Source organism: Pseudacidovorax sp. DMC4 (genome assembly GCF_056314265.1).
Window position 1 is genome coordinate 154,679 of record NZ_JBQUYR010000001.1, and the last position, 24,505, is coordinate 179,183.

Annotated in this window: 22 protein-coding genes; 8 read left to right on the top strand and 14 right to left on the bottom strand. The window is 72.2% G+C overall.

Going from position 1 to position 24,505, the window contains the following annotated elements:
- Positions 1 to 41: 41 nt before the first annotated feature.
- Positions 42 to 1,220, bottom strand: a complete 1,179-nt coding sequence (locus ACT54X_RS00725; RefSeq protein ID WP_476344488.1) for a citrate synthase — start codon at positions 1,218 to 1,220, stop codon at positions 42 to 44.
- An 86-nt stretch (positions 1,221 to 1,306) separates the two neighbouring features.
- On the opposite strand from ACT54X_RS00725, the gene ACT54X_RS00730 reads away from it, so the two are divergent.
- From ACT54X_RS00730 to ACT54X_RS00740, 3 genes are all read left to right on the top strand, one after another.
- Positions 1,307 to 2,437, top strand: a complete 1,131-nt coding sequence (locus ACT54X_RS00730) for a citrate synthase/methylcitrate synthase (protein ID WP_294366243.1) — start codon at positions 1,307 to 1,309, stop codon at positions 2,435 to 2,437.
- Positions 2,438 to 2,580: 143 nt separating this feature from the next.
- On the top strand, positions 2,581 to 3,639 hold the full coding sequence (locus ACT54X_RS00735; protein WP_294366244.1) for a phosphotransferase enzyme family protein: 1,059 nt from the start codon (positions 2,581 to 2,583) through the stop codon (positions 3,637 to 3,639).
- A gap of 10 nt (positions 3,640 to 3,649) precedes the next feature.
- Positions 3,650 to 4,240 (top strand): DUF3253 domain-containing protein, encoded by a 591-nt coding sequence (locus ACT54X_RS00740; protein WP_294366245.1) that lies wholly within the window; start codon positions 3,650 to 3,652, stop codon positions 4,238 to 4,240.
- On the opposite strand, the gene ACT54X_RS00745 is transcribed toward ACT54X_RS00740, so the two are convergent.
- The 7 genes from ACT54X_RS00745 to ACT54X_RS00775 form a co-directional block, all read right to left on the bottom strand.
- Complete coding sequence (locus ACT54X_RS00745; RefSeq protein ID WP_294366246.1) at positions 4,204 to 5,391, bottom strand: MFS transporter; 1,188 nt, start codon at positions 5,389 to 5,391, stop codon at positions 4,204 to 4,206. The genes ACT54X_RS00740 and ACT54X_RS00745 overlap by 37 nt on opposite strands.
- The gene (locus ACT54X_RS00750) at positions 5,388 to 6,290 is read right to left on the bottom strand and encodes a ketopantoate reductase family protein (RefSeq protein ID WP_294366247.1); all 903 of its coding nucleotides are present in this window, start codon (positions 6,288 to 6,290) and stop codon (positions 5,388 to 5,390) included. Before ACT54X_RS00750 ends, ACT54X_RS00745 begins: the two co-directional genes overlap by 4 nt.
- Before the next feature lie 19 nt (positions 6,291 to 6,309).
- Positions 6,310 to 7,245 (bottom strand): glutaminase, encoded by a 936-nt coding sequence (locus tag ACT54X_RS00755; protein ID WP_294366248.1) that lies wholly within the window; start codon positions 7,243 to 7,245, stop codon positions 6,310 to 6,312.
- 76 nt (positions 7,246 to 7,321) lie between these two features.
- Complete coding sequence (locus ACT54X_RS00760; protein WP_234193618.1) at positions 7,322 to 8,212, bottom strand: DMT family transporter; 891 nt, start codon at positions 8,210 to 8,212, stop codon at positions 7,322 to 7,324.
- 61 nt (positions 8,213 to 8,273) lie between these two features.
- A complete protein-coding gene (locus tag ACT54X_RS00765) occupies positions 8,274 to 9,689 on the bottom strand; it encodes an amidohydrolase family protein (protein ID WP_294366250.1) in 1,416 nt (471 codons plus the stop codon).
- Positions 9,690 to 9,741: 52 nt separating this feature from the next.
- The gene (locus ACT54X_RS00770; RefSeq protein WP_294366251.1) at positions 9,742 to 10,491 is read right to left on the bottom strand and encodes a sulfite exporter TauE/SafE family protein; all 750 of its coding nucleotides are present in this window, start codon (positions 10,489 to 10,491) and stop codon (positions 9,742 to 9,744) included.
- Positions 10,492 to 10,507: 16 nt separating this feature from the next.
- Positions 10,508 to 11,527: a Bug family tripartite tricarboxylate transporter substrate binding protein gene (locus tag ACT54X_RS00775; RefSeq protein WP_294366253.1), complete on the bottom strand. Its 1,020-nt coding sequence runs from the start codon at positions 11,525 to 11,527 to the stop codon at positions 10,508 to 10,510.
- Positions 11,528 to 11,652: 125 nt separating this feature from the next.
- On the opposite strand from ACT54X_RS00775, the gene ACT54X_RS00780 reads away from it, so the two are divergent.
- The 3 genes from ACT54X_RS00780 (at position 11,653) to ACT54X_RS00790 (ending at position 14,928) form a co-directional block, all read left to right on the top strand.
- Positions 11,653 to 12,372, top strand: coding sequence for a GntR family transcriptional regulator (locus tag ACT54X_RS00780; protein WP_294366254.1), 720 nt, complete (start codon positions 11,653 to 11,655; stop codon positions 12,370 to 12,372).
- A 79-nt stretch (positions 12,373 to 12,451) separates the two neighbouring features.
- Complete coding sequence (locus ACT54X_RS00785) at positions 12,452 to 13,390, top strand: isopenicillin N synthase family dioxygenase (RefSeq protein ID WP_294366255.1); 939 nt, start codon at positions 12,452 to 12,454, stop codon at positions 13,388 to 13,390.
- Between the two features lie 140 nt (positions 13,391 to 13,530).
- Positions 13,531 to 14,928: an aldehyde dehydrogenase family protein gene (locus ACT54X_RS00790; protein WP_294366257.1), complete on the top strand. Its 1,398-nt coding sequence runs from the start codon at positions 13,531 to 13,533 to the stop codon at positions 14,926 to 14,928.
- Positions 14,929 to 14,945: 17 nt separating this feature from the next.
- Here the strand turns inward: ACT54X_RS00790 and ACT54X_RS00795 are convergent, their stop codons facing one another.
- From ACT54X_RS00795 to ACT54X_RS00820, 6 genes are all read right to left on the bottom strand, one after another.
- On the bottom strand, positions 14,946 to 15,455 hold the full coding sequence (locus ACT54X_RS00795) for a flavin reductase family protein (RefSeq protein ID WP_294366258.1): 510 nt from the start codon (positions 15,453 to 15,455) through the stop codon (positions 14,946 to 14,948).
- Positions 15,456 to 15,605: 150 nt separating this feature from the next.
- Positions 15,606 to 16,835, bottom strand: coding sequence for a nucleoside recognition domain-containing protein (locus ACT54X_RS00800; protein ID WP_294366259.1), 1,230 nt, complete (start codon positions 16,833 to 16,835; stop codon positions 15,606 to 15,608).
- Positions 16,836 to 17,035: 200 nt separating this feature from the next.
- Entirely contained in the window at positions 17,036 to 17,314 is a 279-nt protein-coding gene (locus tag ACT54X_RS00805; RefSeq protein ID WP_017758264.1) for a type II toxin-antitoxin system RelE/ParE family toxin, read from the bottom strand.
- On the bottom strand, positions 17,311 to 17,604 hold the full coding sequence (locus ACT54X_RS00810) for a hypothetical protein (RefSeq protein WP_017758263.1): 294 nt from the start codon (positions 17,602 to 17,604) through the stop codon (positions 17,311 to 17,313). The genes ACT54X_RS00805 and ACT54X_RS00810 overlap by 4 nt, the downstream gene beginning before the upstream one ends.
- A gap of 53 nt (positions 17,605 to 17,657) precedes the next feature.
- Positions 17,658 to 18,470, bottom strand: coding sequence for a crotonase/enoyl-CoA hydratase family protein (locus ACT54X_RS00815; RefSeq protein WP_294366262.1), 813 nt, complete (start codon positions 18,468 to 18,470; stop codon positions 17,658 to 17,660).
- A gap of 48 nt (positions 18,471 to 18,518) precedes the next feature.
- A complete protein-coding gene (locus ACT54X_RS00820; protein WP_294366263.1) occupies positions 18,519 to 21,191 on the bottom strand; it encodes a winged helix-turn-helix domain-containing protein in 2,673 nt (890 codons plus the stop codon).
- Between the two features lie 147 nt (positions 21,192 to 21,338).
- On the opposite strand from ACT54X_RS00820, the gene fadB reads away from it, so the two are divergent.
- Together fadB and ACT54X_RS00830 are read left to right on the top strand one after the other, a co-directional pair.
- Positions 21,339 to 23,489, top strand: a complete 2,151-nt coding sequence (gene fadB / locus ACT54X_RS00825) for a fatty acid oxidation complex subunit alpha FadB (RefSeq protein ID WP_476344497.1) — start codon at positions 21,339 to 21,341, stop codon at positions 23,487 to 23,489.
- Between the two features lie 66 nt (positions 23,490 to 23,555).
- Positions 23,556 to 24,338, top strand: a complete 783-nt coding sequence (locus ACT54X_RS00830) for an SDR family NAD(P)-dependent oxidoreductase (protein ID WP_017757521.1) — start codon at positions 23,556 to 23,558, stop codon at positions 24,336 to 24,338.
- The last annotated feature ends 167 nt before the right edge of the window (positions 24,339 to 24,505 follow it).

A 24,505-nucleotide genomic window follows, 5' to 3' on the forward strand; every position in this document is an offset into this window, starting at 1 on the left:
CAGTCACGCCGTGCTGGTCCGCGCTGGCTGCGGGGCTTCGTTCAACGTGCGGCGGAGGCGCCCGGCGCCGGCCCGGTATAGCGCGCACGCGGCCGGATCAGCGTGCCCGTGGCCTGCTGCTCCAGCGCATGGGCGATCCAGCCCACGGCACGCGCCAGGGCGAACAGCACCAGCGACGCATGCGCCGGCAGCCGGTGGGCGGTGGTGAGCGCCGCGAGTGCGAAGTCCACGTTGGCCTTTTCGCCCATCAATCGCTCGCCCACCTCCCGCAATTCGGCATAGGGCGCAGGCAGATCGATGCGGGCGAGCAGCGCCTGGCATCGCACATCGCCCTGCGGATAGAGCGGATGGCCGAAAGCGGGCAGCCGCCGGCCCAGCGACAGCCATTCGTGCATCGCCGCGTCCACGCCCTCGCGCTCGGCCGCGCGGACCAGGCCCAGCGTGGCACGGGCCGCGCCGCCATGAAGTGGGCCGCTCAGCGCCGCGAGGCCACTCAACACGCTGGCAGCCAGCGAGGCGCCGGTGGAGGCCGTGACGCGCGTCGCGAAGGTGGAGGCATTGAGTTCGTGGTCGGCCAGCAGCACCAGCGCGCGCCGGATCAGGTCGGCGGCCTTCGGCCGGCGCCAGACGGCGGCCAGGCGCTCGTGCACCCGCTCGCCGTGCGACGGGCCGGCCAGTGCATCGGCCAGCAGGCCCATGAGCCCTGCTGCTTCATGGAGCAGCGCGAGGCGGCCCCGCCCCCGCGCTGGCGGATCCGCCGCGGCACGCACGGCCAGCGCCGTCATCGCGCTCGCAAGTGGGGCGGTGGACGAAGCCGGTGCGCCCGTCGGTCCCGGCGAGGCAAAGGGATACGCCGGCCCGTCCCACAGCAGCGCGGACACCTGCTCCAGCGTGCCCTCTTCTGCCAGCGCACAGGCATCCTGCCCGCGGTAGTAGAGCCGCCCGGCCACCACCGTCGAAATGCCCGAAGCCAGCACCGGCTCGCCCCACTGGATGGCCTCTCCCGCCAGCGCTGCGTCGCTGCGCCGGCCCTGCCGGCGCGCTGCCAGGCGTTGCACGTCGTCGCGGTGGTAGAGGCTGCGCCGCGGGTCGGCCGTGTCAGCCCGCGTGCGGATGCGCCCGCGGCTCACGTTGGCATAGAGCGTCTGCGGACGCACTTTCAGCAAGGCCAGAGCATCGGCGGCAGGCAGCCACAGCGGCAGCTTCTCGGCAGCGGTCATGTTGATGAAATGAATCAAGATTGACGTCAACATTGTGCGGTTTCCACAATGCCTCGCATCCCCAACGACACACGAAAGGCGGCGACATGACGGACGATGACAACAACGGGCTCGAGGGCGTGGTGGCGGCCCACACGGTGCTGTCCGAGGTGGACGGCGCCGCGGGCCGGCTGGTGCTGCGCGGCCATGTGCTGGACGACATCGCTGGCCGCTGGCGCTACGAAGAGGTGCTGGCGCTGCTCTGGCAGGGCTTCTTCGCGCAGCTGCCTGCGGCGCCGGAGCTGGCCCTCGCGCTGGGCCGTGCGCGCACCGACGTGGCGGCCCTGCTGCGCGCGGACGATCGCGCCGCGCTGTCGGCCCTGACGCCGCTGGAAGCCATGCGCGCCCTTCTCGCCCGCGTGCCCGACGGCGACGATCTGCCTACGGCCTTGCGCCTAGTGGCGGCGCCCGTCGTCTTCACGGCAGCGGTCCTGCGCTGGAAGGCGGGCGAGTCGGCCCTTGCGCCCGAGCCCGAGGCTTCCCATGCGGCCGACTTCCTGCGCATGGTGTCTGGCCGGCCGGCCACGTCGGCCCAGGCGGCGGCGCTCAACGCCTACCTGGTCACGGTGGCCGACCACGGCCTCAACGCCTCGACCTTCGCCGCGCGTGTCGTCGCGTCCACGGGCGCCGGCCTGGCCTCGGCCGTGCTCGCGGGCCTGAGCGCGCTCAAGGGCCCGCTGCATGGCGGCGCGCCCGGGCCGGTGCTGGACATGCTCGATGCCATCGGCCATGCCGATGCGGCCGCGCTCTGGCTGGACGCCGCGCTGGACCGCGGCGAGCGGCTGATGGGCTTCGGCCACCGCATCTACCGGGTGCGCGATCCGCGTGCCGACGCGCTGAAGAAGGCGCTGCGCCAACTGGCCCAGGCTGGCGGTGTGGAAGCCGGCCGCGTTGCGCTGGCCGAGGCCGTGGAGCGCGCCGCCCTCGCCTCGCTGCAGGCCCGCAAGCCGGGCCGGGTGCTGGAGACCAATGTCGAGTTCTACACCGCCCTGCTGCTCGAAGCCGTGGGCCTGCCGCGCGAGGCCTTCACCGCCGTCTTCGCGGCCGGCCGGGTCGGCGGCTGGGTGGCGCATGCGCGCGAGCAGGTGCAGCGCGGGCGGCTGATCCGGCCGCAGTCGGTGTACGTGGGGCCGGCACCCGCGGCGGCTGACAAGGTGGCCGAGCCGGCGGTTGCCTGACGACAGTTGCTCGAAGTCGTTGGGGTGGGCCATGGTGAGCGCGCGTCTTTGGCATCGCCGAAGCCGGTGCCACTTAGACTCCGCGCCCCGTGTCGACCTGCGTGCATCCGCCGCGGGTCGGCATGGGCTGCAGAAAGCGAACCATGGCCACTTCCGACGCGTGCGATCCCGAGCTTGTCCCCGCCCACACCACCGTCGCCGCGCGTTCCGTGGCGGGCTGGGCGCAGCGGCACTATGGGTTGGCGGTGGAGCACTGTGTGCTGATCCGCCGTGGTCTCAATGACAACTACGCCCTGCGCGTGGCGGGTGGCGTGCGCCACGTGGCGCGGCTCTATACCATCCGCCCGCGTGGCCCCTTCAACGTCGATTTCGAGACCGCGCTGCTGAAGCACCTGCAAGGCCGCGGCGTGGGCGTGGCCGCCCCCGTCGATACGACGGCGGGCGGCTCGCATGTGCGTCTGCCGTGTCCCGAAGGCGAGCGCGGGTTGGCACTCTTCCACCACGTCGAAGGCGCCGTGCCGGACGCTCTGGACGACTTCGCCGCGACCGGCGAGGTGCTGGCCCGCATGCATGCCGCCGCGCGGGACTACGCCGGCCCGCCCAGCCTCTACGCACTCGATGGCCACGGCTTGGCCGGCCGCACGCTCGCCTGGTTGCGGGCCTATCCCGGCCTCGATGCCGGCGTGCTCGCCAGCTACGAATCGCTGATCGGTTCCTTGCTGGAGGAGCTTGCCGCGGCCGAGCCCGCGCTGACCCGCGTGCTGTGCCACGGCGACACCCATGGTTTCAACAACCATGTGGTGGCCGACGAAGCGGGCAGCAAGCGCGCGGTCCTCTTCGACTTCGACGATGCGGGGCCGGGCTTCCTGGCCTACGACCTGGGCGTGATGCCTTGGTCCTACCTGCTCCGCAAGGGCCTGCGCGAAGCCGACGACCTGCTGCGCGAGCGCTGGACGCACTATCTGGCCGGCTACCGCGCTGCGGGTGGCTTGATCACCGACGCGGATCTGGCGGCCCTGCCGTTGTTCATCCAGCTGCGCCATCTCTGGAACCTGGGCGAGGGCGTCGGGCGCCTGCACCATTGGGGAACCAGCGTGGCGCCCGAGGACTGGCTGCGCAAGCAGATCGAGGTGATGGCGGCGTGGAAGAGGCTGGATCTGGGCCCGGCTTCCGCCGACAGCGTGGGGGGCCCGCCCGTGTGACGATGCCGTCATGCGCCCGACCGACGCCACCGTCCGCCTCACCATCGCCGACCTGCTTGAACGCCGTGCCACCGAGGCGACGGTCTGCCCCTCGGAGGTGGCCCGTGCGCTGTCGGCGGACGATTGGCGACCGCTCATGCCGCAGGTCCGGGCTGTTGCCATCGAGATGGCGAGGCAGGGCAATCTGGAGATCCGCCAGCATGGCCGAGCTTTGTCACCCGAAGCGGCGTTGCGCGGCCCGATCCGGCTGGGCCGCACGAGCTCGGCCGCCGCCGCTGGTGCACACACCGGCGGCCATCCCACCACGCCCGACGGGCGCTACTTCGTCGTGCGGGGCCGGCTCTGGCGCAAGGCCAACCCGGACCTGCCGCAAGACAAGCGCGACGCCCTGGTGCGCCAACTGATGGACGCCCGCCGTGCCCTGCGCGGCCGTCGCTCCGAAGCCGAGCGCCAGGCCGCGCGCGAACAGGTCGACCAGGCCAAGCGGGCCCTGGGCGAGCGCGGTCCGGTGTGGTGGACCGACGGCGCGCCCGACTTCAACCGCCGCATGGCCCGCAACACGCCCTACCGCGACTGGTTCGCTGCGCTGCCGGAAGGTTGAGCCGGACGCAGCCCCAGCCACAGCAGCGCCGCCGCGATCAGGCCCAGCGGCAGCACAGAGCCCAGGTTCAGCAGCGTCCAACCCCGCGTGGTGACCAGGGCACCCGACGCGAAGGAGGTGCCCGCCAGCACGGCGAACTGCAGGAAGTTCATCGCCCCCTGCGCCCGGTTGCGCTCCTGCGGCGTGTGCGATTGCAGCGAGAGCGTGGTGCTGCCGGTGAACAGGAAGTTCCAGCCCACGCCCAGCAGGAAGAGCGCGATGGTGAAGTGGTGCAGTTCCACGCCCGACAGCGCGATGGCCACGCACAGCATGTTCAGCAGCACGCCCGTGCCCATGATCGGCAGCGTGCCGAAGCGCTGGATCAGGTGGCCGGTGAAGAAGCCGGGCGCGAACATGCCGATCACATGCCACTCCAGCACGAAGGCCGCGTCCGAGAAGGGCAGGCCGCACTGCTGCATGGCCAGCGGCGTGGCCGCCATCAGCAGGTTCATCACGCCATAGGCCAGCGCGCCGCCCATCGCCGCAACCAGGAAGGTGGGCTGCCGCAGCAGTTGCGCCACGCTGCGGCCGGCGGAGGCCGACGAGGTGGCCAGCGGCGGCGGAAAGCGCATCAGGGCCAGCAGGCCCATGGCCAGCAGCGCGACCACCGCCAGCGCCAGGTAGGCGCCGACGAAGGGCGCGGCCGTGAGGTCGCGCGTGCGGGCCGCCAGGTTGGGCCCGACGATGGCGCCGATCAGCCCACCCGCCATCACGTACGACACCGCCTTGCTGCGCATGGCCGGCGCGCACAGCTCGGCCGAAGTGAAGCGGTAGAGCTGGCCGTTGGCCGAGTAGTAGCCCGCCAGCAGCGTGGCGGCGCACAGCAGCCAGAACTGGCGCGTGAAGGCCGCGAAGGCGCACAGCAGGGCCGAGCCCAGCGCCACGAGCAGGCCGAGGAAGAAGCCCGTCTTGCGCCCGAGGCGCCCCTGCACCCAGGCCACCGGCGCGGTGAACAGCGCGCCGCCCACCACATAGCCCATGACCGGCAAGGTCGCCATCCAGCCATGGGGCGCGAGGGCCAGCCCCACCAGGCCGTTGATGGCGATGAAGGTCACGTTGTTGGTGAGGAACAGCCCCTGCAGGGCCGTCAGCAGCCAGAGGTTGCGGTTCATCGTGCCGCCGGCGGCGTCTCCAGCAGCCGGACCACGCTGTGCAGCAGCCGGTTCAGCGGCACCGGCACGCCCAGCGCATCGCCGCGCCGCACCACATAGCCGTTGATGTGGTCGATCTCGGTGGGCTTGCCGCGCATCAGGTCCTGGGCGGTGGAGGAGAACTGCGCCGGCATGGTGGCCGCGATGGCGTCGACCGCGGCATACGGATCGCCCGGCACCTGCACGCCGTCGGCCTGCGCCACGGCCAGGCACTCGTCGGCGATGGCGCGCAGCGTCGGCAGGATGCCCGGCGCCGGATGGATTACGCCATAGGGCTGGCGGGTGATGGCCGAGATCGCGTTGTAGGCGGCATTGAGGATCAGCTTGGCCCACAGCGCGCCGATGGCCTGCGGCGACACCTCGGTGGGCACGCCGGCGGCCTCCAGCAGGGCCGCAATCTCGGCACTGCGCGCCGACGGGCCGATCACCAGTTCGCCGCGGCCGTGGTGGCGCAGATGGCCGGGCCCTTCCATCTCGGTGGCGACGTAGACCACGGCCGGCACCACCGTCTGCTGCGGCAGCACCGCCTGCAGGCGCTCGGCGTTGTCCACGCCGTTCTGCAGGCTCAGCACCAGCGCGCCGGGCGGCAGGTGCGGGCGCATCTGTTCGCCTGCGGCCGCGGTGTCGGGCGACTTCACGCAGAACAGCACCACGTCGGCACCAGCGACGGCCTCGGGCCCGGTCGCGGCCTGCAGCGGTACCTGCTCGTCGAAGCGCGTGGTCTGCATGCGCAGGCCCTTGGCGCGCACCGCCTCCACATGGGCCGGCCGGCCGATCAGCACCACCGAATGTCCCGCGCGGGCCAGCATGCCCCCGTAGTAGCAGCCGACCGCGCCGGCGCCCATCACTGCGACCTTCATCTTTCGCTCCTTCGCATCCTCAGAAAACGGACAGCCCGGTGCGGGCCACGAACAGTTCGAGGGCCTTCATGCCCAGGTGGGAATTGCCCGTGCCATCGAGCGCGGGCGACCACACGCACAGCGTGAGCCGGTCCGGCACCACCGCCACGATGCCGCCGCCCACGCCGCTCTTGCAGGGCAGGCCGATGCGGAAGGCGAACTCGCCCGCCGCGTCATAGGTGCCGCAGGTGAGCATCAGCGCATTGATGCGCCGCGTCTGGCGCTCGGTCACCACCTGCTCGTCGGCATTGGCAGGATGGGCGCCGTCCCGGGCCAGGTAGCTGGCGGCGCGGGCCAGCTGGCGGCAGCTCAGGGCCAGCGCGCACTGGTGGAAGTACAGGTCCAGCACCTCGGCCACCGGGTGGTCCAGCTTGCCGAAGCTCTTCATGAAATGGGCCAGCGCCAGGTTGCGGTGGCCGGTGGCGGCCTCGGAGGCGGCGACCTCCTCGTCGAAGACGACCGGCTCGCCCGCGAGGTGGCTCAGGAAGCCGCGCAGCGTGTCCCGCGCATCGGCGCCGTAGAGGTCGACGATGCGGTCGGCCACCGCGATGGCGCCGGCATTGATGAAGGGATTGCGCGGCTTGCCCTGCTCGCTCTCCAGCTGCACCAGCGAGTTGAAGGGATTGCCCGAAGGCTCGCGCCCGATGCGCGCCCACAGTTCGGCCTCGGGCATGTGCCGCATGGCCAGCGTGAGCGAGAAGAGCTTGGAGATGCTCTGGATCGAGAAAGGCACATCGCCATCGCCTGCCACGGCCTCGTGGCCGTCGCAGGTGCGCAGCGCGATGCCGAAGCGGTGGGCGTCCACGCGGGCCAGGGCGGGGATGTAGCTGGCGACCTTGCCCTCGCGCCCCGCCTCGGGCTGCAGGGTGTGGACGATGTCGTCGAGGACGGCCTGGAAGTCGAGGGAGCTGTTCATGGAAAAGGGGGTGGTGGCTGCCCGTTCGGACGCCCCTGCATATGGAAGAAACTTTCTTCAGTTTGTACGTCGAGCTTCAGCCTCTGCGGTTCAGCAACACCAGCCCCACCGATACACCGGCCAACGCCGCCACCAGCTGCGCCGTCAGCGGCTCGCGCAGCAGCAGCACGCCGAAGAGCAGCGCGAACAGCGGCGTGAGGAAGGTGAAGGGGGAGATGCGGGTGGCCGGGTAGTGCCGCAGCAGCCACATCCAGGCCAGGTAGCTGGCGAAGGCACCGATGAAGGTCTGGGCCGCGATGGAGGTCCAGGCGTAGGCCGAATAGCCCAGGCCCCAGGTCTCGCCGCGCACCAGCGAGGCCACCGGTACCACCACGGCCGTGACGGCCAGTTGATAGAACAGCGTCTTCTCGGCACTGGCGGTGGCCAGCCGGCTGCTGCGGATCACCAGCGTGGTCAGCCCCCACAGCAGGCCCGCCAACAGGGCCAGCGCGTCGCCCCGCAACTGCCCGGGCTGGGCATGGCCCAGGCTTTCGCTGAAGGCCACCACCACGGCCGCGAAGGCCAGGGCCAGGCCGATCCACTGCACGCCCCGCAGCCGTTCGGCCGGCACCAGCCGCGGCAGCAGCAGGGCCACGAAGAAGGGCGAGGTGTAGAGGAAGACGGTGAGCCGCGAGGCGGTGGTCAGCTGCAGGCCCAGGTAGATGCAGATGAACTCGCCGGAAAACAGCAGCCCCGCCAGCAGCCCGGCCGCCAGCGTCCCGTCGCGCCGGAACAGCGCCACGCCGCGCACCGCGCACCACAGCAGCAGCAGCACGGTGGCCCCCACCATGCGCAGCGTGGCCTGCCACATGGGCGGCACCTCGGCCACGGTGGTCTTGATGAGGATCTGCTGCAGGCCCCAGAACGCACAGCAGGCGACGAGGATCAGGAGGGCACGGGTGTCGAGGTGGTCTTTGCGATCGGTCATGCAGCGGGCGGCGTTGTCTCGGCGGTCTTCTGGGGTCAGCCGCCGATCCTAGCCCGCGGGGCTAAATGCTGCTGGGCGCGTGCAGGGCCTGCGCGCGGTGCGCGTCCGAGGTGGCATGCACCCGCTGGATGGGCGCCCGCGCCACGTCGCGCCGGGCGATGGTGGTCACCTCGCGCATCAGCGCGCGGGCGTCCCAGTCCACCGGCCAGCCCTGCCACAGCCGCAGCGCGCCCTGCACGAAGACGGCGTCGATCTGGTCGCGGTTGGCAAAGCGCACCAGCTCCCAGCCCAGGTCCCAGCTGGGCAGGAACTCGGGCACGTCCACGTCCAGCAGCAGGAAGTCGGCGGCATGGCCGGCCTCGATGCGACCGGTGATGTGGCCCAGTCCGGCGGCGCGCGCCCCTTCGTGCGCGGCATGGTCCAGCCAGGTCCAGCCGCCGCCGCAGGAGGAGTCGCCCTTGGCGATGCCCTGGGTCAGGCGCTGGGCCATCTCGGCGGCGTCCATCAGGCGCAGCGCATCGGCGCGCGTGCCGTCGGTGCCCAGGCCGAAGGGCACGCCCAGCATCTGCAAGAGGCCGGCGTCGAGCACGGCATTGCCCTTCCAGGCGCTGGCCACGGGGTTGTAGGCCACGGCGGCGCCGCTGTCGCGCAGCAGGCCCAGCTCGCGCGGAGTCAGCAGCGTGGCATGGGCGAGCAGCGCGCTCTCGTTGAGTGCGCCCACGGCGTGCAGCAGCTCCAGCGGACGCAGGCCGCGCGCGACCAGCGAGCGCTCGACGGCGGCCAGGTGCTCGTTCACATGGGTCTGGAAGCGCGCGCCGGCCTCGCGGGTGAGCGCGGCCACGTCGTGCAGCATGCGGTCGGTGGCGGCCTCGGGGATGGAGATGGCCAATGACGGGTGCACCAGCGGGTCGTGCTCGTGCGCCGCAAGGAAGCCCGCCGCGCGGTCGAGGATGCGGCGCGCGCCGGCCTCGCCCTCGGTGTTGCCGGCGTCGTTGCAGATCAGGCCCAGCACGCAGCGGATGCCCACCTCGCGCGCGGCCCGCGCCACGCCGCCCAGGCCCTCTTCGGAGCGCGTGCCGGCATCGACCACGGTGGTGAAGCCGCCGCGCAGCGACTCCAGCGCGGCCAGTTTGGCCGACAGGTAGGCGGCGTGCTCGTCCAGCACGCCTTCCATCGGCACCCAGATGCGGCGGAAGATCTCCGACGGCTCGCCGAAGGCCAGCGACTTGCCGAAGGCCTGCGTGAGGTGGGTGTGGGTGTCGATGAGGCCGGGCATCAGCAGATGGTTCGGGGCCTCGTACACCGGCAGGCCCGGATGGGCGGCCCGCACCTCGTCGACCGGGCCGACCTGCGTGAAGCGGCCGTGCTGCACGGCGACGGCCAGGCCCTGCCTCATGCCGCCCCGCTGCAGCAGGTGGCCGGGGGCGATCAGGAGCGGGGCATCGCCGGCGAGGCGGAGTTGGTCAGCGGACAGCATGGGAGAAGGTGCTCGGAAAGGCGCGCTCACAACGTGGCGCAGAAAGGACGTGTCACTTCAGGATCAGCAGGGCGAACCAGCCACCCGTGGCCAGCAGCAGCACGGCCACGCCGCGTTGCAGTTGCGCGATGGGCAGCCGCCGCGCGGCGCGCTGGCCCAGCAGGCTTCCGGCCATCAGCAGCAGGCCGCACATCAGCGCCAGTCGCCAGTCCAGCCGGCCGGCCAGCGCGTGGACGGTGCTGGCGGACACGGCCACCGGCAGCTGCACCGCCTGCGCCGCGGCGACCGCGAAGACCAGCGGCTGGCGCAGCAGCATCAGCAGCGGCAGCAGCAGCACCGGGCCGCCGGTGCCCGTCAACGCCGAGCCGGCACCGACTGCCACACCCAGCGCCGCGAGCGCCCCGCTGCCCAGCGTCGGTGCGCCTTCGTGGACGCCGGCCGACGCCGGCCGCAGCCCGCGCCAGCCTGCCAGCAGCACCAGCGCCGTGACGCCCGCCAGCAGCACCTGCACCGGCAGCCAGCGCACCACCAGCGCGCCGACCACCGCACCCACGAGCGCACCCGCGAGCAGCGGCACGCAGCGGCGCGCCAGTTCGGGCCGCTGCCGCAGGCGGCCGAGCGCCACCAGCGCCGGCAGCAGGAAGGCCAGCGACGAGGCCGCGATGGCCTGCGGTGCCGGCACGCCGCCCAGCGTGGTCAAGAGCGGCACCACCAGCACGCCACCGATGCCCGTCGCGCCGATCAGCGCGCCGGCCGCCAGCAGCAGCGGCGTGACGATCCAGGCGTGGGCGATCAGCGGCATGTCGGTGGCCTCATCGTCATTCGGCCTTGATGCCGGCTTTGTTCACGACGTCCTGAATGGTCTGGCGCTCCTTCTTCAGGTAGTCGCCGAAGGCCGGGCCGGTGGTCACCACGGGGCGCACGGCGATCTCGCCCAGGCGGCGCACCACCTCGGGGTCCTTCATCGTGGTCTGGATGGCCTCGGCCAGCTTCGCGGCGACTGGGGCCGGCACGTTGGCGGGCGCCAGGATGCCCAGCCAGGAGTCCAGCTCGAAGCCCTTCAGGGCCGGCGTCTCGGCCAGGGCCGGCACCTGCGGCGCGATGGGCGCGCGGGCGGCGGAGGTGACGCCCAGGCCCTTGATCTTGCCGTCCTTGATGAAGGGCAACGCCAGCGACAGCGGCAGCACCGCCAGGTCCAGCTGGCCGCCGGCCACGTCGGTCAGCACCTGCGGGCCCGACTTGTAGGGCACATGCACGATGTCGATGCCGGCGCGCTGCTTGATGAGCTCGGCCGTCACATGCAGCGAGGTACCCACGCCGTCGGTGCCGAAATTCAGCTGCCCCGGGTGCGCCTTGGCGTACGTGATCAGCTCGGCGGCACTCTGCGCCGGCAGCTGCGGCTTGCCGACCAGCACGAAGGGCGAGAAGCCGACGGTGGCGATGGGCGCGAAGTCCTTGAAGGTGTCGTAGCGCACGGCCGAGGGCGCCACCAGCGGTGCCACGTTGAGCGGGCTGGCCACGGCGAACAGCAGCGTGTAGCCGTCGGCCGGCGCACGGGCCGCCTTCTGCGTGCCGATGGTGCCGGCGGCGCCGGCCACGTTGTCGATCACCATCGGCTGGCCCAGCACCTCGCCCAGCTTGGCGTTGACCAGGCGGGCCGTCGCATCGACGCCGCCGCCTGCCGCGAACGGTACGATCAGCGTGACCGATTTGGCCGGCCAGGCCTGGGCCTGTGCGGCGCCGGGCCATGCGGCCAGGGCCATGCCCGCCGCCAGGGCGGCAGCCAGGGTGCGGCGGGTGGAGCTCAGGGAATGGGCGGTGCGGGCGGGATGGGCCATGGTCGTTCCTCGTTCGGCAGTGTTGAAGGATGGAAAAGCACCTCGACGGTGCGAGAATCTACTCGTTATGACAAGTTATAACAAGCGATGCAAGCGGCATGCCAGCCGTGCGGAAGGGCCGCGCCTTGGCTGAGATTCCCCAGTCGCTGCATGCCCGCCTGCGCGATGAACTGCGCGCCGCCATCCTCGACGCCCGACTGAAACCGGGCGACAAGCTGCCGTCCGAATCCGAGTTGCAGGCGGCCCATGGCGTCAGCCGGATCACCGTGCGCCAGGCGCTCGGCGCGCTGCAGGCCGAGGGCCTGATCGTCAAGCTGCACGGAAAGGGTGCGTTCGTCTCGCACCCGAAAGCGGCGCAGAGCCTCAACCGCCTGCAGGGCCTGAACGAGGCGCTGGCCGCCGAGGCGCGCGCCGTCAGCAACAAGCGCCTGGCCTGGCGCGAGGTGCGGGCCCCCGCCGCCGTGGCGCAGAAGCTGGGCCTGTCAGGCAACACCACCGTCTACCACCTGCAGACCGTGCGCTACCTGGAGCGCGAGCCGCTGTCGGTCAACAACTCCTGGCTGCTGGTGACGCTGGGCGAGCGGCTGTCGCGGGTGGATTTTTCCCAGCGCGACCTGATCGACGTGTTCGAGCACGAGGGCGGCATCGCCGTCGGCCGGGCCGACCTGGAGATCGGCGCCGGCACCGCCCGCGCGGCGGATGCCCGCCTGCTCAAGCTCGAAACTGGCGCGCCCGTGCTGGAGGTGGAACGCGTCGTGCATGACCAGACCGGCACGCCGGTGCATGTGGAAAGCGCCGTCTACCGCGCCGACACCTTCCGCTACCGGCTGAGCCTGCAACGCTAGAAGGGCCCGCCAACCTGCCCGCGCAGCCCGCCGCGTCACGATTGCCCGCCGACCTTCCTCAACGCCTTTGCCCGCCGCCATGACCGCTGCCTCCACCATCCCCGTCATCAACATCGCCGCCCTCGCCTCGCCCGATGCCGACGCCCGTCGCCGCGTGGCGGCCGAGGTGGGCGCCGCCTGCCGGGACATCGGCTTCTTCGCCATCACCGGCCACGGCGTGCCGGCCGAAGTGATCGACGGCGCCTTCGCCGCCAGCCGCGACTTCTTCGCCCAGCCGGTGGCCGACAAGGCCGCGCTGGCCTACGCCTCGCTCAGCCACAACCGCGGCTATGTGGGCATGGGCGTGGAGGCGCTGGACGAGAAGCGCGGCGCCGACCAGAAGGAGGCCTTCAACCTCATCTGGACCGACGAGGCCACGCGCCCGCCCAATGCCTGGCCCGCCCTGCCCGGCTGGCGTGCGCCCGTGCAGGCCTACTTCGATGCCGTGTTTGCCGCCGCCAGCCGCCTGCATGCGGCCTTCGCGCTGGACCTGGGCCTGCCCGAGGACTTCTTCGCCGACAAGATCGACCGGCCCCTGGCCACACTGCGCCTGCTGCACTACCCCGCTGGGCAGGCGGCCGACCAGGGCGTGGGCGCGGGCGCCCACACCGACTACGGCAACGTCACCCTGCTGGCGACCGACGGCGTCTCGGGCCTGCAGGTGCAGGGCCGCGCCCGCGACGAATGGATCGACGTGCCGCCGCTGCCCGGCGCCTTCGTCTGCAACATCGGCGACTGCCTGATGCGCTGGACCAACGACGTCTACCTGTCGACGCCCCACCGGGTCGTGCGGCCGGCCGCCGAGCGCTACTCGATCGCCTTCTTCCTCGACCCCAATCCGGAGGCGCTGGTCAGCGCCATCCCCAGCTGCGTGCCGCCGGGCGAGACGCCGCGGCACTCGCCGGTCACCACGCAGGCCTATCTGCAGGCCCGCTTTGCGGCCACCTACGGCGCCGCAGCGACGGCGCCGGCTGGCTGAGCAGCGGCAGGCGCCGGCTGCTCGCCAGGCCCACCTGGGCCCTGCGATGGTGTGGCGTGCGGCGGCGGTGGGCATGACCCATACCGCCGCCGTCCGGCACGGGGCATCATGCGGCACCTTCTTCGACACCGCCCCTTGCCATGACGCCTGCGCTCCACGCCATGTTCGACGCCCAGCACGCCGCCAGCCGCGCCCAGCCGGAGACGCCGCTCGCGCTGCGCCGCGACCGCCTGCTGAGGATGCGCGGCCTGCTCCAGCAGCACGGCGCGGCGCTCGCCCAGGCGGTGCAGGCCGATTTCGGCGTGCGCTCGGCACCGCTGACCGAGATCGCCGACATGCTCCTCTTGCGTGAAGGCGTGGCCGACGCGCTGCGCCATCTGCGCGCGTGGTCGCGGCCGCGCCGGGTGCGCACGCCGCTCACCCTGCAACCGGCGCGTGCATGGATCCAGCGGCAACCGCTGGGCGTGGTGGGCGTGCTCTCGCCCTGGAACTATCCGCTGCTGCTGTCGCTCGGGCCTGCTGCCACGGCCATGGCGGCCGGCAACCGCGTGATGCTCAAGCCCAGCGAGCGGACGCCCCGCACCTCGGCGCTCACGGGCGAGCTGGTGGCGCAGCACTTCGCGGCCGACGAGTTCTGCGTGGTCAATGGCGACGCGGCGTTGGCTGCGGAATTCGCCGGCCTGCCCTTCGACCACCTCTTCTTCACCGGCTCCACCGTCGTCGGGCGGCATGTGGCTGCGGCGGCGGCCGCCAACCTCACGCCCACCACGCTGGAGCTGGGCGGCAAGTCTCCCTGCGTCGTCGACCCGTCCTGCCGCATCGACGAAGCGGCAGCGCGCATCGCGCATGGCAAGCTGCTCAATGCCGGGCAGACCTGCATTGCCCCCGACTACCTGCTCGCCCCGGCAGCCATGCATGCCGCACTGGCGGATGCCATCGGGCGGGCCGCCGGGCGCATGTTCCCGACCGTCGGCGGCAATCCCGACTACACCGCGCTGATCGATGACCGCCACGCCCAGCGGCTGGCGCGCCTGCTGGACGATGCCGTCTCGCGCGGCGCCGAGGTGCGCGTGCTGGGCGCCGACGGTGCCGATGCGCGCCAGATGGCGCCGCGCCTGGTGCTGGGTGCCACGCCCGACATGGCGCTGATGCAGGAGGAGATCTTCGGTCCGGTGCTGCCCGTGCTGGCCTGCGAGAACGCGCAGCAGGCCGTGCAGTTCATCAACGCGCGGCCACGGCCGCTGGCGCTGTACTGGTTCGGGGAGGATCGCGCGGCCCGCGATGCCCTGCTGCAGCAGACCACCAGCGGCGGTGTGAGCATCAACGACACGCTGGTGCACATCGCCCATCCGCGCTTGCCTTTCGGTGGCGTGGGCGACAGCGGCTGGGGCGCCTCCCATGGCGAGGCGGGTTTCCTGCGCTTCACGCACGAGAAGGCGGTGCTGGTGCAGTCGCGCTGGTCGCTGGGCAGCCTGCTGCATCCGCCCTACGGTCCCCGAACCGAGCGGCTGCTGGCCGCAATGCGCCGTCGCGGCTGAGGCCGGATTCGTCGCGCCTACAGCGGGTGCTCGGTATAGAAGCGGCCGCCGTGGAAGAGCAACGGGGCCACACCGGCCCGATGCGCGCAGCGCTCCACCTCGCCGACGAAGATGACGTGGTCGCCTTCTTCATAGCGGCTGCGGTTGAAGCATTCGAAGCTGGCCACGCAGCCCTCCAGCACGGGCGCACCGGCCACGCCTGGGGCCCAGTCCACGCCCACCCAGCGGTCCACTCCGCGTGCGGCGAAGCGCTCGGCCAGCGCCTTCTGGCTGGCGGCCAGGATGTTGACCGCGTAGTGCGAGCCCGCGCTGAGGTCGGGCATCGAACCCGCGCTGCGCGCCAGGCTCCACAGCACCAGCGGCGGCGTCAGCGACACCGAGTTGAAGGAGTTGGCCGTGAAACCCACCAGCCGTCCATCGGCGGCCCGCGCCGTGATGATGGTCACGCCGGTGGCGAACATGCCCAGGGCGGCGCGGAACTCGGCGGCGGAAAAGTCGGGCGCTTGGGCCTGGAGGGGTGCGGTCACGGAAGAGGGCCTGGTGGCGGGAGGCGGTCGGCCGGCATTGTCCCGCAGGCCGCTTGCCGGGGGCAGTGACAGGGTCAGGCAGGTGCAGATGCAGGCGTCAGGCGCTGCGCGCCGCTGGCCGATGAAGGGGGTTGAAGAAGGCCCGGCGCCTCACCCGAAGAACCAGTAGCAGACGGCGATCGCGGCCACCACGCCCGCCAGCTCGGCCAGCAACGCACAGCCCACCGCGTGCCGCGCCCGCTGGATGCCCACCGCGCCGAAGTACACCGCCAGCACGTAGAAGGTGGTCTCGGTGCTCCCCTGGATGGTGGCGGCCACCAGCGCGGGGAAGCTGTCCACACCGTGGGTCTTCATGGTCTCGATCAGCAGCGCCCGCGCCGCGCTGCCCGAGAAGGGCTTGACCAGCGCGGTGGGCAGCGCATCGACGAAGCGCGTGTCCCAGCCCGTCTGCGCCACGCACCAGCGGATGCCGTCCAGCAGCAGGTCCAGCGCGCCCGAGGCCCGCAGCACGCCGATGGCGCAGAGCATGGCCACCAGGTAGGGCAGCAGGCCCTTGGCCACGTCGAAGCCTTCCTTGGCGCCCTCGATGAAGCGGTCGTACACCGCCACCCGCCTGAGCGCGCCGACCACGAGGAAGACGATGACGATGCCGAACAGCAGCAGATTGCCCATCAGCGACGAGAGCTGCGCCAGCGCCTGCGCCGACAACGCGGCCAGCAGCGCCATGAAGCCCGCCAGCAGCGCCGCGCCGGGCAGCAGGTAGGCCAGCACCACCGGATCCCACAGTTTCAGGCGCTGCACCAGCGCCACCGACAGCAGCCCCACCAGCGTCGACGCGCTGGTCGCCAGCAGGATGGGCAGGAAGACCAGCGTCGGATCGGCCGCGCCCTGCTGTGCGCGGTACATGAAGATGGTCACCGGCAGCAGCGTGAGCGAGGACGCGTTGAGCACCAGGAACAGGATCTGCGCATTGCTGGCCGTGTCGGGCTGTGGGTTGAGCGTCTGCAGCTCCCGCATGGCCTTCAGGCCGATGGGCGTGGCCGCGTTGTCCAGGCCCAGCGCATTGGCCGCGAAGTTCATGGTGATGAGCCCCAGTGCCGGATGGCCGGCCGGCACTTCGGGCATCAGCCGCCGAAAGAGCGGCCCCAGCGCCCGCGCCATCAGCGCCACCAGGCCGGCCGCTTCGGCGATGCGCAGAAAGCCCAGCCACAGCGTGAGCGTGCCGAAGAGCAGCAGCATGATCTCCACCGACAGCCTGGCCATGGCGAACAGTGCCTCGACCATGGCGGCGAAGACCGTCGCGTCGCCACCCACCAGCCAGCGCGAAAAGCCCGCCACGGCGGCGACGAGGAAGAAGGACAGCCACAGGCCGTTGAGCATGGTGGAAAGCGATGCAGAGGGAGCGGGAATGCGCGCGCGGATCATAGGAGCCGCCGCGCCGCATCCAAGGCCGCGTCGGCCCGCTGGCGATGCTCAGTGGCAAGGGCGGCGCGTGATGCGGCGCCATGTCGGAGATGCTCATGCGAGCGGCGGCGTTGTTGGATGAGGGGGCGGCGCAGGGCCGCGTCGCCCGGCGTCGATCAGGCGGGTGGCCACCGGCGGGCCGTGTGAACGAGCGCCAGAATCCAGACCGCGTCGTCGTGCACTTCGTAGACCAGCCTGTAGCTCTCGTGCACGACGAGTTCGCGCGTGCCGGCAACGCGGCCTGCGCGCCCCAGCAGCGGGTGCGCCGACAGGCGGCCAGCCGCGTCGCCGAAACGCTCGTCCATGCCGATGGCGGCCAGGGGCTTGTCCCGGCCGATGAAGTCCAGGATGTCCGCCCGATCCTGCTCTGCGGCCGAGGTCCAGAAGACTTTCAAGGCTTGTTTGCGTCCGCGCGGGCTTGGAGCCGGGCGCGGCGCTCGGCAAATCGGGCCTCGACCTCGTCGGCGCTGGCGTGCTGGCCGGCGGCGCGTTGTGCGCGGGCCGTGGCCACCTTGTCCTGCAGGAAAGCGTCGTAGTCCCTCGCGTCTCGCTGGCGCTGGACGAAGTCGCGCATGAGTTCCCGGACGATCTGCGAAGCCGGCCGGTCGCTGGCCTGCGCCTCCGCCATGAAGGCGTCGCGCAGTTCCGGCTCGAGTTTCATGGTGAAGACGGCTTCCTTGGGCATGGCGGCTCCTGAAAACGTAGGGACGATGTCTCTATTTTGTCAGTACCTCGTCATCACCGGGGCATCTCGCCGAAGCGCCCGTGCCGCCCCGCCCCCGCTGCGAAGCGCGCAGCGCCCGCCTCACCCTCGGCGAAGAAGGCCGGCACGCCGTTCGCGCCCTCCTGCCGCAGTGCCTCGTCCAGCGGCAGATCCCACTGCGCATAGGCGGAGCGGCGGTCGGCCCGCATGCATTGCTGCGGAAAGACCGCCAGCTCGCGCGCCCAGGCGTGGGCGGCGGCCAGGGCGTCGCCACGGGGCACCACGCGGTTGACCAGGCCCATCGCCAGCGCCTCGTCCGCGGGCACGGGCCGCCCGCTGAGGATCAGGTCCATCGCCCGGCCCATGCCCACCAGGCGCGGCAGCCGCACGGTGCCGCCATCGATCAGCGGCACGCCCCAGCGGCGGCAGAAGACGCCCATCACCGCGTCGTCGGCGGCCACGCGCAGGTCGGCCAGCAGGGCCAGTTCCAGGCCGCCGGCCACGGCGTAGCCCTCGATGGCGGCGATCAGCGGCTTGGCCAGCGCCATGCGCGTCGGACCCATGGGGCCGGGGCCTTCGCCGCGGGCATCCAGCGCATTGCGCGCGGCCGGGTCGGTGGCGGCCGCCAGGTCGGCGCCCGCACAGAAGTGGCCACCGGCGCCGGTGAGCACCGCCACGCGCAGCGCGTCGTCGGCCTCGAAGCGTTCGAAGGCCTTTCGCAGCGCTTCGGCGGTGGCGCCGTCGACCGCGTTGCGCTTGTGCGGCCGGTCGAGGGTGATGGTGCAGACGGGGCCGTCGGCGGCGTAGTGCACGCTCGTCTGCGGGGCAGAGGAGGAGAGATCGGTCATGGACGGGGCTCCTGATTGATGAGGTTCGCGGTCGGGGAGGCGCCTGCCCTACCGCACCACCCCCGCCTGCCGCGCCAGCGCCACCGCCTGCGTGCGGCTGCGGGCGCCGAGCTTGAGGTTGATGTTGCGCAGGTGGGTGCGCACGGTGCTGTCCGAGACGAACAGCTTCTCTGCCATGGCCGCGTTGGAATAGCCGGCGGCCAGCAGTTCCAGCACGCGGATCTCCTTGCGGGTCAGCGGCTCGGCCAGCGGTGCGGGCGGGGCGTCGCCGGCGGCCGGCTCGTCCTCGTGCACCTCGCCGAAGGCGGCGGCCAGGCGCGCCACATGGTCGGCATAGATGGGCCCGGCCTCGTCCAGCCGGGCGCGGTCGGCCTGCAGGGCGCGCAGCAGCGGCGCCAATGCAGGCCCCTCGTCCAGCAGCAGCCGCACGAAGCCTTCGCGCGCGGTCTCGGCCAGCACGGCGGCCAGCACTGCCTGCGCCTCGGCCGCCGCACCTGCGCGCGCCTGGGCCAGCGCCAGCAGCACGCGCAGCTTGAGCGCCCGGTGCCGCCGCGCCAGTGTGTCGGCCTCGGCGATGGCGGGGGTCAGCGCCTGCCGCACGGCCTCGGTGTCGCCGAAGCGCAGCTGCCAGCGCCAGCGGCCGATGGCGATGTCGTCCACCGGGTGGGCCGGCAGGTTGAGGCGGCGCACGCGGTCCCACACGGCGGCGTCGTCCGCGCGCTCCAGCATGTCGGCGGCCGCGTCGCGGTTGCCCTGAAGCATCAGGAGGCGCGCGTGCTCCAGTTTGGCGCTGGCCACCACGCGCGGCAGCTGGCGGTCGTGGCCCAGGTATTCCAGCTCGGTCAGCAGCTGGAAGGCGCTGTCCACGTCGCCCTGCAGGAAGGCGATGCGCGCCCGCATGCGGTAGGCCGCGATCACGTGGTCGGGCAGCCCGACGTCGCGGGCCAGCGGCAGGTACACGCTCAGCAGGTGCTCGGCGCCGGCCAGGTCGTCGCTTTCGTACAGCACGCCGGCATGCAGCACGCCGGCCCAGGCATTGCCCTGCGTGGGGTTGTACGAGGCGCTGCGCGGCGTGGCGGACAGGGCCACGCGAAAGCGCGCGGCGGCCTGGCGCAGCCGGCCTTCGGCCAGATCGAGCACGCCTTCCATGGCCTCGGTGTACATGCGGTTGAAGATGCTGCCGGCCTGGCTGCGGCGGGCGGCGTCGAGCAGGCGGTGGGCCTCGTGCTGCTCGCCCATCACCGAGACGATGTAGGCCATGGCATTGGCCAGCGCGCTGTCGGCGAAGGCGCGGCAGGTGGGCAGCCGCCGCAGGTTCGCCTGGCCGACCGGGTAGGCGTCCTCGGGATGGTCCTGCATGGCCAGCAGCAGCGGCTGCAGGCCGTTGACATGGGCGCGCACGGCGGCGTCCTCGCTGGTCTCGCAGCCGCTGGCGCGCAGCCGCTGCAGCGCCTGCCAGGGCCCGCGGGTGAAGCATTCGGCCCAGGTGGCCACCATCTGCAGCAGCGGTTGGCCGGCCAGCTGCTCGGGCGGCAGCGCGGCGAACCAGCGGTCCAGCAGGCGCATGCGGCCTTCCTCCAGGAAGCGCTCGGCATGGCGTGCCAGCAGGGCCAGCGCATGCGGATGGTCGCCGCCCTCGATGGCATGGTCGATGGCGGGCACCGGCCGGCCCTGGGCCTCGTACCAGCCGGAGGCCGCCAGGTGCAGCCGCGCCACGTCGCCGGGCCGCTCGCGTGCCAGCTGGGCGCGCAGGAAGTCGGCGAACAGGCTGTGGTAGCGGTAGCTGCGCGCATCGCTGGCCAGCGGCGCCAGGAAGAGGTGGCCGGCCTCCAGCTGCGCCAGCAGCGCCGCGCAGTCGGCCCGCGGGGCCACGGCGGCGCACACCTGTGCGTCGAGCACGCGCAGCACGCTGGTGCGCAGCAGGAAGTCGCGCACCTCCTCGCTCTGCTGGGCCAGCACGTCCTCGGCCAGGTAATCGGCCACGGCGCGGTCGGAGCCCGAGAAGCGCTCGACGAAGTCGCTGCCCGCGGCGCCATGCCGTTGCAGCGCCAGCGAGGCCAGCCACAGCGCGCCGGCCCAGCCCTCGGTCTTGGCCAGCAGGCGCTCCAGCGTGTCGCGTGGCAGCGCCTTGCCGCGCAGGCGGAAGAACTCCTCGGCCTCGGCGGCCGAGAAACGCAGCAGGGCGGCATCGATCTCCAGCAGCTGGCCGCGGGCCCGCAGTCGACCCAGGCCCAGATCGGGCAGGCTGCGCGAGCCGATCACCAGCTGGGCCTGGCGCGGCAGGCCGTCGAGCAGTTGCCGCACCAGGCCGATGACGGCGGGCGACTGCAGCACCTCGAAGTCGTCGAGGAAGAGCGCGAAGGGCAGCGCGTCATGGCCCAGGGCTGCGATGGGGTCGCCCCGGCCGCTGCCCGGTGCGGGCTCGATGCCCAGGGCCTGCACCGCCGCGCCCAGGCCTTGCAGAAAGCGCGGCACGTCGTTGTCGGCGCTGTCCAGCGTGAGCCAGGCGGTGGCGATGCCCTCGGCCTCGAAGCGGTCGCGTATCTGGCGCATGGCGGTGGTCTTGCCGAAGCCGGCCGGCGCGCGCACCAGCAGCAACCGGGCGCGGGCCGCCTCGTGCACCTGCCGAGCGATGGCCTGCCGCAGCACCTGCGCCGCAGGCGGTGCGGGTGGGCTGAGCTTGGCGGGCTGGACGGGCACGGAAGGCGGCGGGGCGGACATGGGACGAGGCGGCGCGCGTGGCGCGGAGTGACAAGGGCCGCGCGGCGGCGGCCGGCCACTTTCGTCGGTTTGGACGATGGCCGCAAGAAGGGGCGATTCCTAGACTGCCCTCGGCATCGAAGGCCGAGACACCCAGGAGACAACACCGTGTTCGAAGGAAACAGCATCCGCCTGCACCCCCTGGCCGATGGGCTGGTGGAGCTTGTCTTCGACCGCCGCGGCGAGGCCATCAACAAGTTCGACGCCCGCACCGTCGCCGAGCTGCGCGAGGCCGTGGCCCTGCTCGCGGCCGACGCCGGCCTGCAGGGCGTGCTGGTCACCAGCCCCAAGGACGTGTTCATCGTCGGCGCCGACATCACCGAGTTCGGCGCCACCTTCCAGCAGAGCGCCGAGGCCATCACGGCCGGCGTGCGCCGCAGCAACGAGGTCTTCGTCGCGCTGGAAGACCTGCCCGTGCCCACCGTGGCCGCCATCAACGGCTATGCGCTGGGCGGTGGGCTGGAGCTGGCGCTGGCCGCCACGCTGCGGGTGATGTCCACTGCCGCCCAGGTGGGCGTGCCCGAGGTCAAGCTGGGCCTGTTCCCGGGCTTCGGCGGCACCGTGCGCCTGGCCCGCGTGGCGGGACTGGCGACGGCCATGCGCTGGGTCGCCACCGGCACGCCGGCCGATGCGCGCACGGCCCGTGCCGCTGGCGTGGTCGAGGCCGTGGCCGAACCCGATGCATTGCGCGACGAGGCGCTGGCCCTGCTGCGCCGCTGCGTCGCCGGCGAGGTGGACTGGCGCGCCCAGGTCGCGAGCAAGCGCAGTGCCCTGCCCGGTGATGCCGCCACCTTCGCGGCCACGGCGCAGCAGGTGCTGGAAGAGCTGGCCCCGCGCCTGGGTCGCCATCAGCCTGCCGCGCCCATGGCCCTGGCCATGATGGCCGAGGGCGCGTCGCAGCCGCGCGACGAGGCGCTGAGGCTGGAGGCCGAGGCCTTCGGCCGGGTCGCGCGCACGCAGGCGGCGGCCTCGCTGGTGCGCACCTTCCTCAACGAACAGGCCGTGCGCAAGGCGGCGAAGAAGCAGGCCGCCGGTGCAAAGGCGCCGGCCCGGGCCGCCGTCCTTGGCGCCGGCATCATGGGCGGCGGCATCGCCTTCAGCAGCGCGCTGGCCGGCATTCCCGTGCGCATGAAGGACATCCGCGCCGACCAGCTCGATCTGGGCATGACCGAGGCTGCCAGACAGCTGGGCCGCCGCGTGCAGGCGGGCCGCTTGTCGCAGGCCAAGGCCGACGCGGTGCTGGCCGCCATCACGCCGCAGCTGGACGACGCGGGCCTGGATGCGGCGGACCTGGTGGTCGAGGCCATCGTCGAGCGGCTGGAGGTCAAGCAGCAGGTGCTGGCCGCGCTGGAGCCGCAGCTGCGGCCCGATGCGCTGATCGCCACCAACACCTCCAGCCTGCGCCTGGCCGACATCGCCACGCCGCTGGCCCGGCCGCAGAACCTGGTCGGCATGCATTTCTTCAACCCCGTGCCGGCCATGCCGCTGGTCGAGGTCGTGCGCGGCCCGCAGACCAGCGACGCGGCTGTGGCCGCCGCGGTGGCCTATGCCCTGGCCATGAAGAAGACGCCCATCGTGGTGGCCGACGGTCCGGGCTTCCTGGTCAACCGCGTGCTCACCGCCTACTTCAATGCCTTCAACGAACTGGTGGCCGAGGGCGTGGATTTCACCGCCGTCGACCGCGCCATGGAGGCCTTCGGCTGGCCCATGGGCCCGGCCTGGCTCAACGACGTGGTGGGCATGGACACCGGCGCCCATGTGGGCGACGTGATCACCGCTGGCCACCCCGCACGCATGCGCGCCATCGACGCCAACCCGGTGCACCGCATGGTGCGCGCCGGCCGGCTGGGCCAGAAGAGCGGCGCCGGCTTCTACCGCTACGAACGCGACGCGGCCGGCAAGCCGCGCCGCAGCGCTGACCCCGCTGCCCAGGCCCTGCTGGCGGACCTGGCGCCCGGCGGCTTCACGCCCATGGCCGACGAGGCCATCGTGGAACGCCTGATGCTGCCCCTGCTGGCCGAGGCCATCGCCGCGCTGGAGGACGGCAGCGTCGCCAGCGCTGCCGAGCTGGACATGGCCCTGCTGCTGGGCGTGGGCTTTCCCGCCTGGCTGGGCGGACCGCTGCAGTACGCCGACTGGCTGGGTGCGTCCGAGTTGCTGCGACGGCTGGAGGCCCATGCCGCGCACGGCCCCGCCTATGCGCCGCCCGAACTGCTGCGGCAGATGGCGGCGCAGCAGCGGCGCTTCCACCCGCTCTGAACCCCCACACGCCGTCGCCTGCCGCCTTGGCAGGCGTCCTTCACCACGACACAGGAGAGTCCCTTCATGCAACTCGATGCCACCATCGCCGCCGTCGTCACCGGCGGTGCCTCCGGCCTGGGCGCCGCCACCGCGCGGCGGCTGGCCTCGCACGGCGTCAAGGTCGCGCTGTTCGACCTCAACGAAGCGGCCGGCGAGGCGCTGGCGCGCGAGATCGGCGGCCTGTTCTGCGCCGTCGACGTGACCAACGAGGCTTCGGTCGATGCCGGCTTCGCCAAGGCCCGCGCCGCGCACGGGCAGGAGCGGGTGCTGGTCAACTGCGCCGGCACCGGCAATGCCGTCAAGACCGCCAGCCGGGACAAGGCCACCGGCGAGATCAAGCACTTTCCGTTGGCCAACTTCGACCGCATCATCCAGATCAACCTGGTGGGCACGTTCCGCTGCATCGCCAAGTCGGCGGCCGGCATGCTGACGCTGGAACCGCTCGCCGATGGCGAGCGCGGCGCCATCGTCAACACCGCCTCGGTGGCGGCGGTGGACGGCCAGATGGGCCAGGCCAGCTATTCGGCCAGCAAGGCCGGCGTCGCGGGCATGACCCTGCCCATCGCCCGTGACCTGATGGGCGAGGGCATCCGCGTCAACACCATCCTGCCCGGCATCTTCGACACGCCGCTGCTGCAGGGCGCGCCCGACAACGTCAAGGCGGCGCTGGCGGCCTCGGTGCCCTTCCCCAAGCGCCTGGGCAACCCGGCCGAGTACGCGCACCTGGCCGAGACGATGATCACCAACGGCTATTTCAACGGGGAATGTGTGCGGCTGGATGGGGCGATCCGGATGGCGCCGCGGTGATCGCTACGCCTGGGTAACGGGCCTCACTTGTTCCGCGTGAAGTGGTCCATCACGATGACGAGGACAATGACGAGCCAGTGAAGCAGCGTGAACTTGTGCATGGAGATGCCATGTAGATGTCTGATCAAGCCTTGTTGCGCGGGCCCGCCCATCAAGCGACGTGCTAT

Excerpts from the sequence above, each read along its gene's own strand:
- ACT54X_RS00725 (WP_476344488.1), bottom strand. The coding sequence starts at position 1,220 with ATGACCGCTGCCGAGAAGCTGCCGCTGTGGCTGCCTGCCGCCGATGCT.
- ACT54X_RS00730 (WP_294366243.1), top strand. The coding sequence starts at position 1,307 with ATGACGGACGATGACAACAACGGGCTCGAGGGCGTGGTGGCGGCCCAC.
- ACT54X_RS00735 (WP_294366244.1), top strand. The coding sequence starts at position 2,581 with ATGGCCACTTCCGACGCGTGCGATCCCGAGCTTGTCCCCGCCCACACC.
- ACT54X_RS00740 (WP_294366245.1), top strand. The coding sequence starts at position 3,650 with ATGCGCCCGACCGACGCCACCGTCCGCCTCACCATCGCCGACCTGCTT.
- ACT54X_RS00745 (WP_294366246.1), bottom strand. The coding sequence starts at position 5,391 with ATGAACCGCAACCTCTGGCTGCTGACGGCCCTGCAGGGGCTGTTCCTC.
- ACT54X_RS00750 (WP_294366247.1), bottom strand. The coding sequence starts at position 6,290 with ATGAAGGTCGCAGTGATGGGCGCCGGCGCGGTCGGCTGCTACTACGGG.
- ACT54X_RS00755 (WP_294366248.1), bottom strand. The coding sequence starts at position 7,245 with ATGAACAGCTCCCTCGACTTCCAGGCCGTCCTCGACGACATCGTCCAC.
- ACT54X_RS00760 (WP_234193618.1), bottom strand. The coding sequence starts at position 8,212 with ATGACCGATCGCAAAGACCACCTCGACACCCGTGCCCTCCTGATCCTC.
- ACT54X_RS00765 (WP_294366250.1), bottom strand. The coding sequence starts at position 9,689 with ATGCTGTCCGCTGACCAACTCCGCCTCGCCGGCGATGCCCCGCTCCTG.
- ACT54X_RS00770 (WP_294366251.1), bottom strand. The coding sequence starts at position 10,491 with ATGCCGCTGATCGCCCACGCCTGGATCGTCACGCCGCTGCTGCTGGCG.
- ACT54X_RS00775 (WP_294366253.1), bottom strand. The coding sequence starts at position 11,527 with ATGGCCCATCCCGCCCGCACCGCCCATTCCCTGAGCTCCACCCGCCGC.
- ACT54X_RS00785 (WP_294366255.1), top strand. The coding sequence starts at position 12,452 with ATGACCGCTGCCTCCACCATCCCCGTCATCAACATCGCCGCCCTCGCC.
- ACT54X_RS00790 (WP_294366257.1), top strand. The coding sequence starts at position 13,531 with ATGACGCCTGCGCTCCACGCCATGTTCGACGCCCAGCACGCCGCCAGC.
- ACT54X_RS00800 (WP_294366259.1), bottom strand. The coding sequence starts at position 16,835 with ATGCTCAACGGCCTGTGGCTGTCCTTCTTCCTCGTCGCCGCCGTGGCG.
- ACT54X_RS00810 (WP_017758263.1), bottom strand. The coding sequence starts at position 17,604 with ATGCCCAAGGAAGCCGTCTTCACCATGAAACTCGAGCCGGAACTGCGC.
- ACT54X_RS00815 (WP_294366262.1), bottom strand. The coding sequence starts at position 18,470 with ATGACCGATCTCTCCTCCTCTGCCCCGCAGACGAGCGTGCACTACGCC.
- ACT54X_RS00820 (WP_294366263.1), bottom strand. The coding sequence starts at position 21,191 with ATGTCCGCCCCGCCGCCTTCCGTGCCCGTCCAGCCCGCCAAGCTCAGC.
- ACT54X_RS00830 (WP_017757521.1), top strand. The coding sequence starts at position 23,556 with ATGCAACTCGATGCCACCATCGCCGCCGTCGTCACCGGCGGTGCCTCC.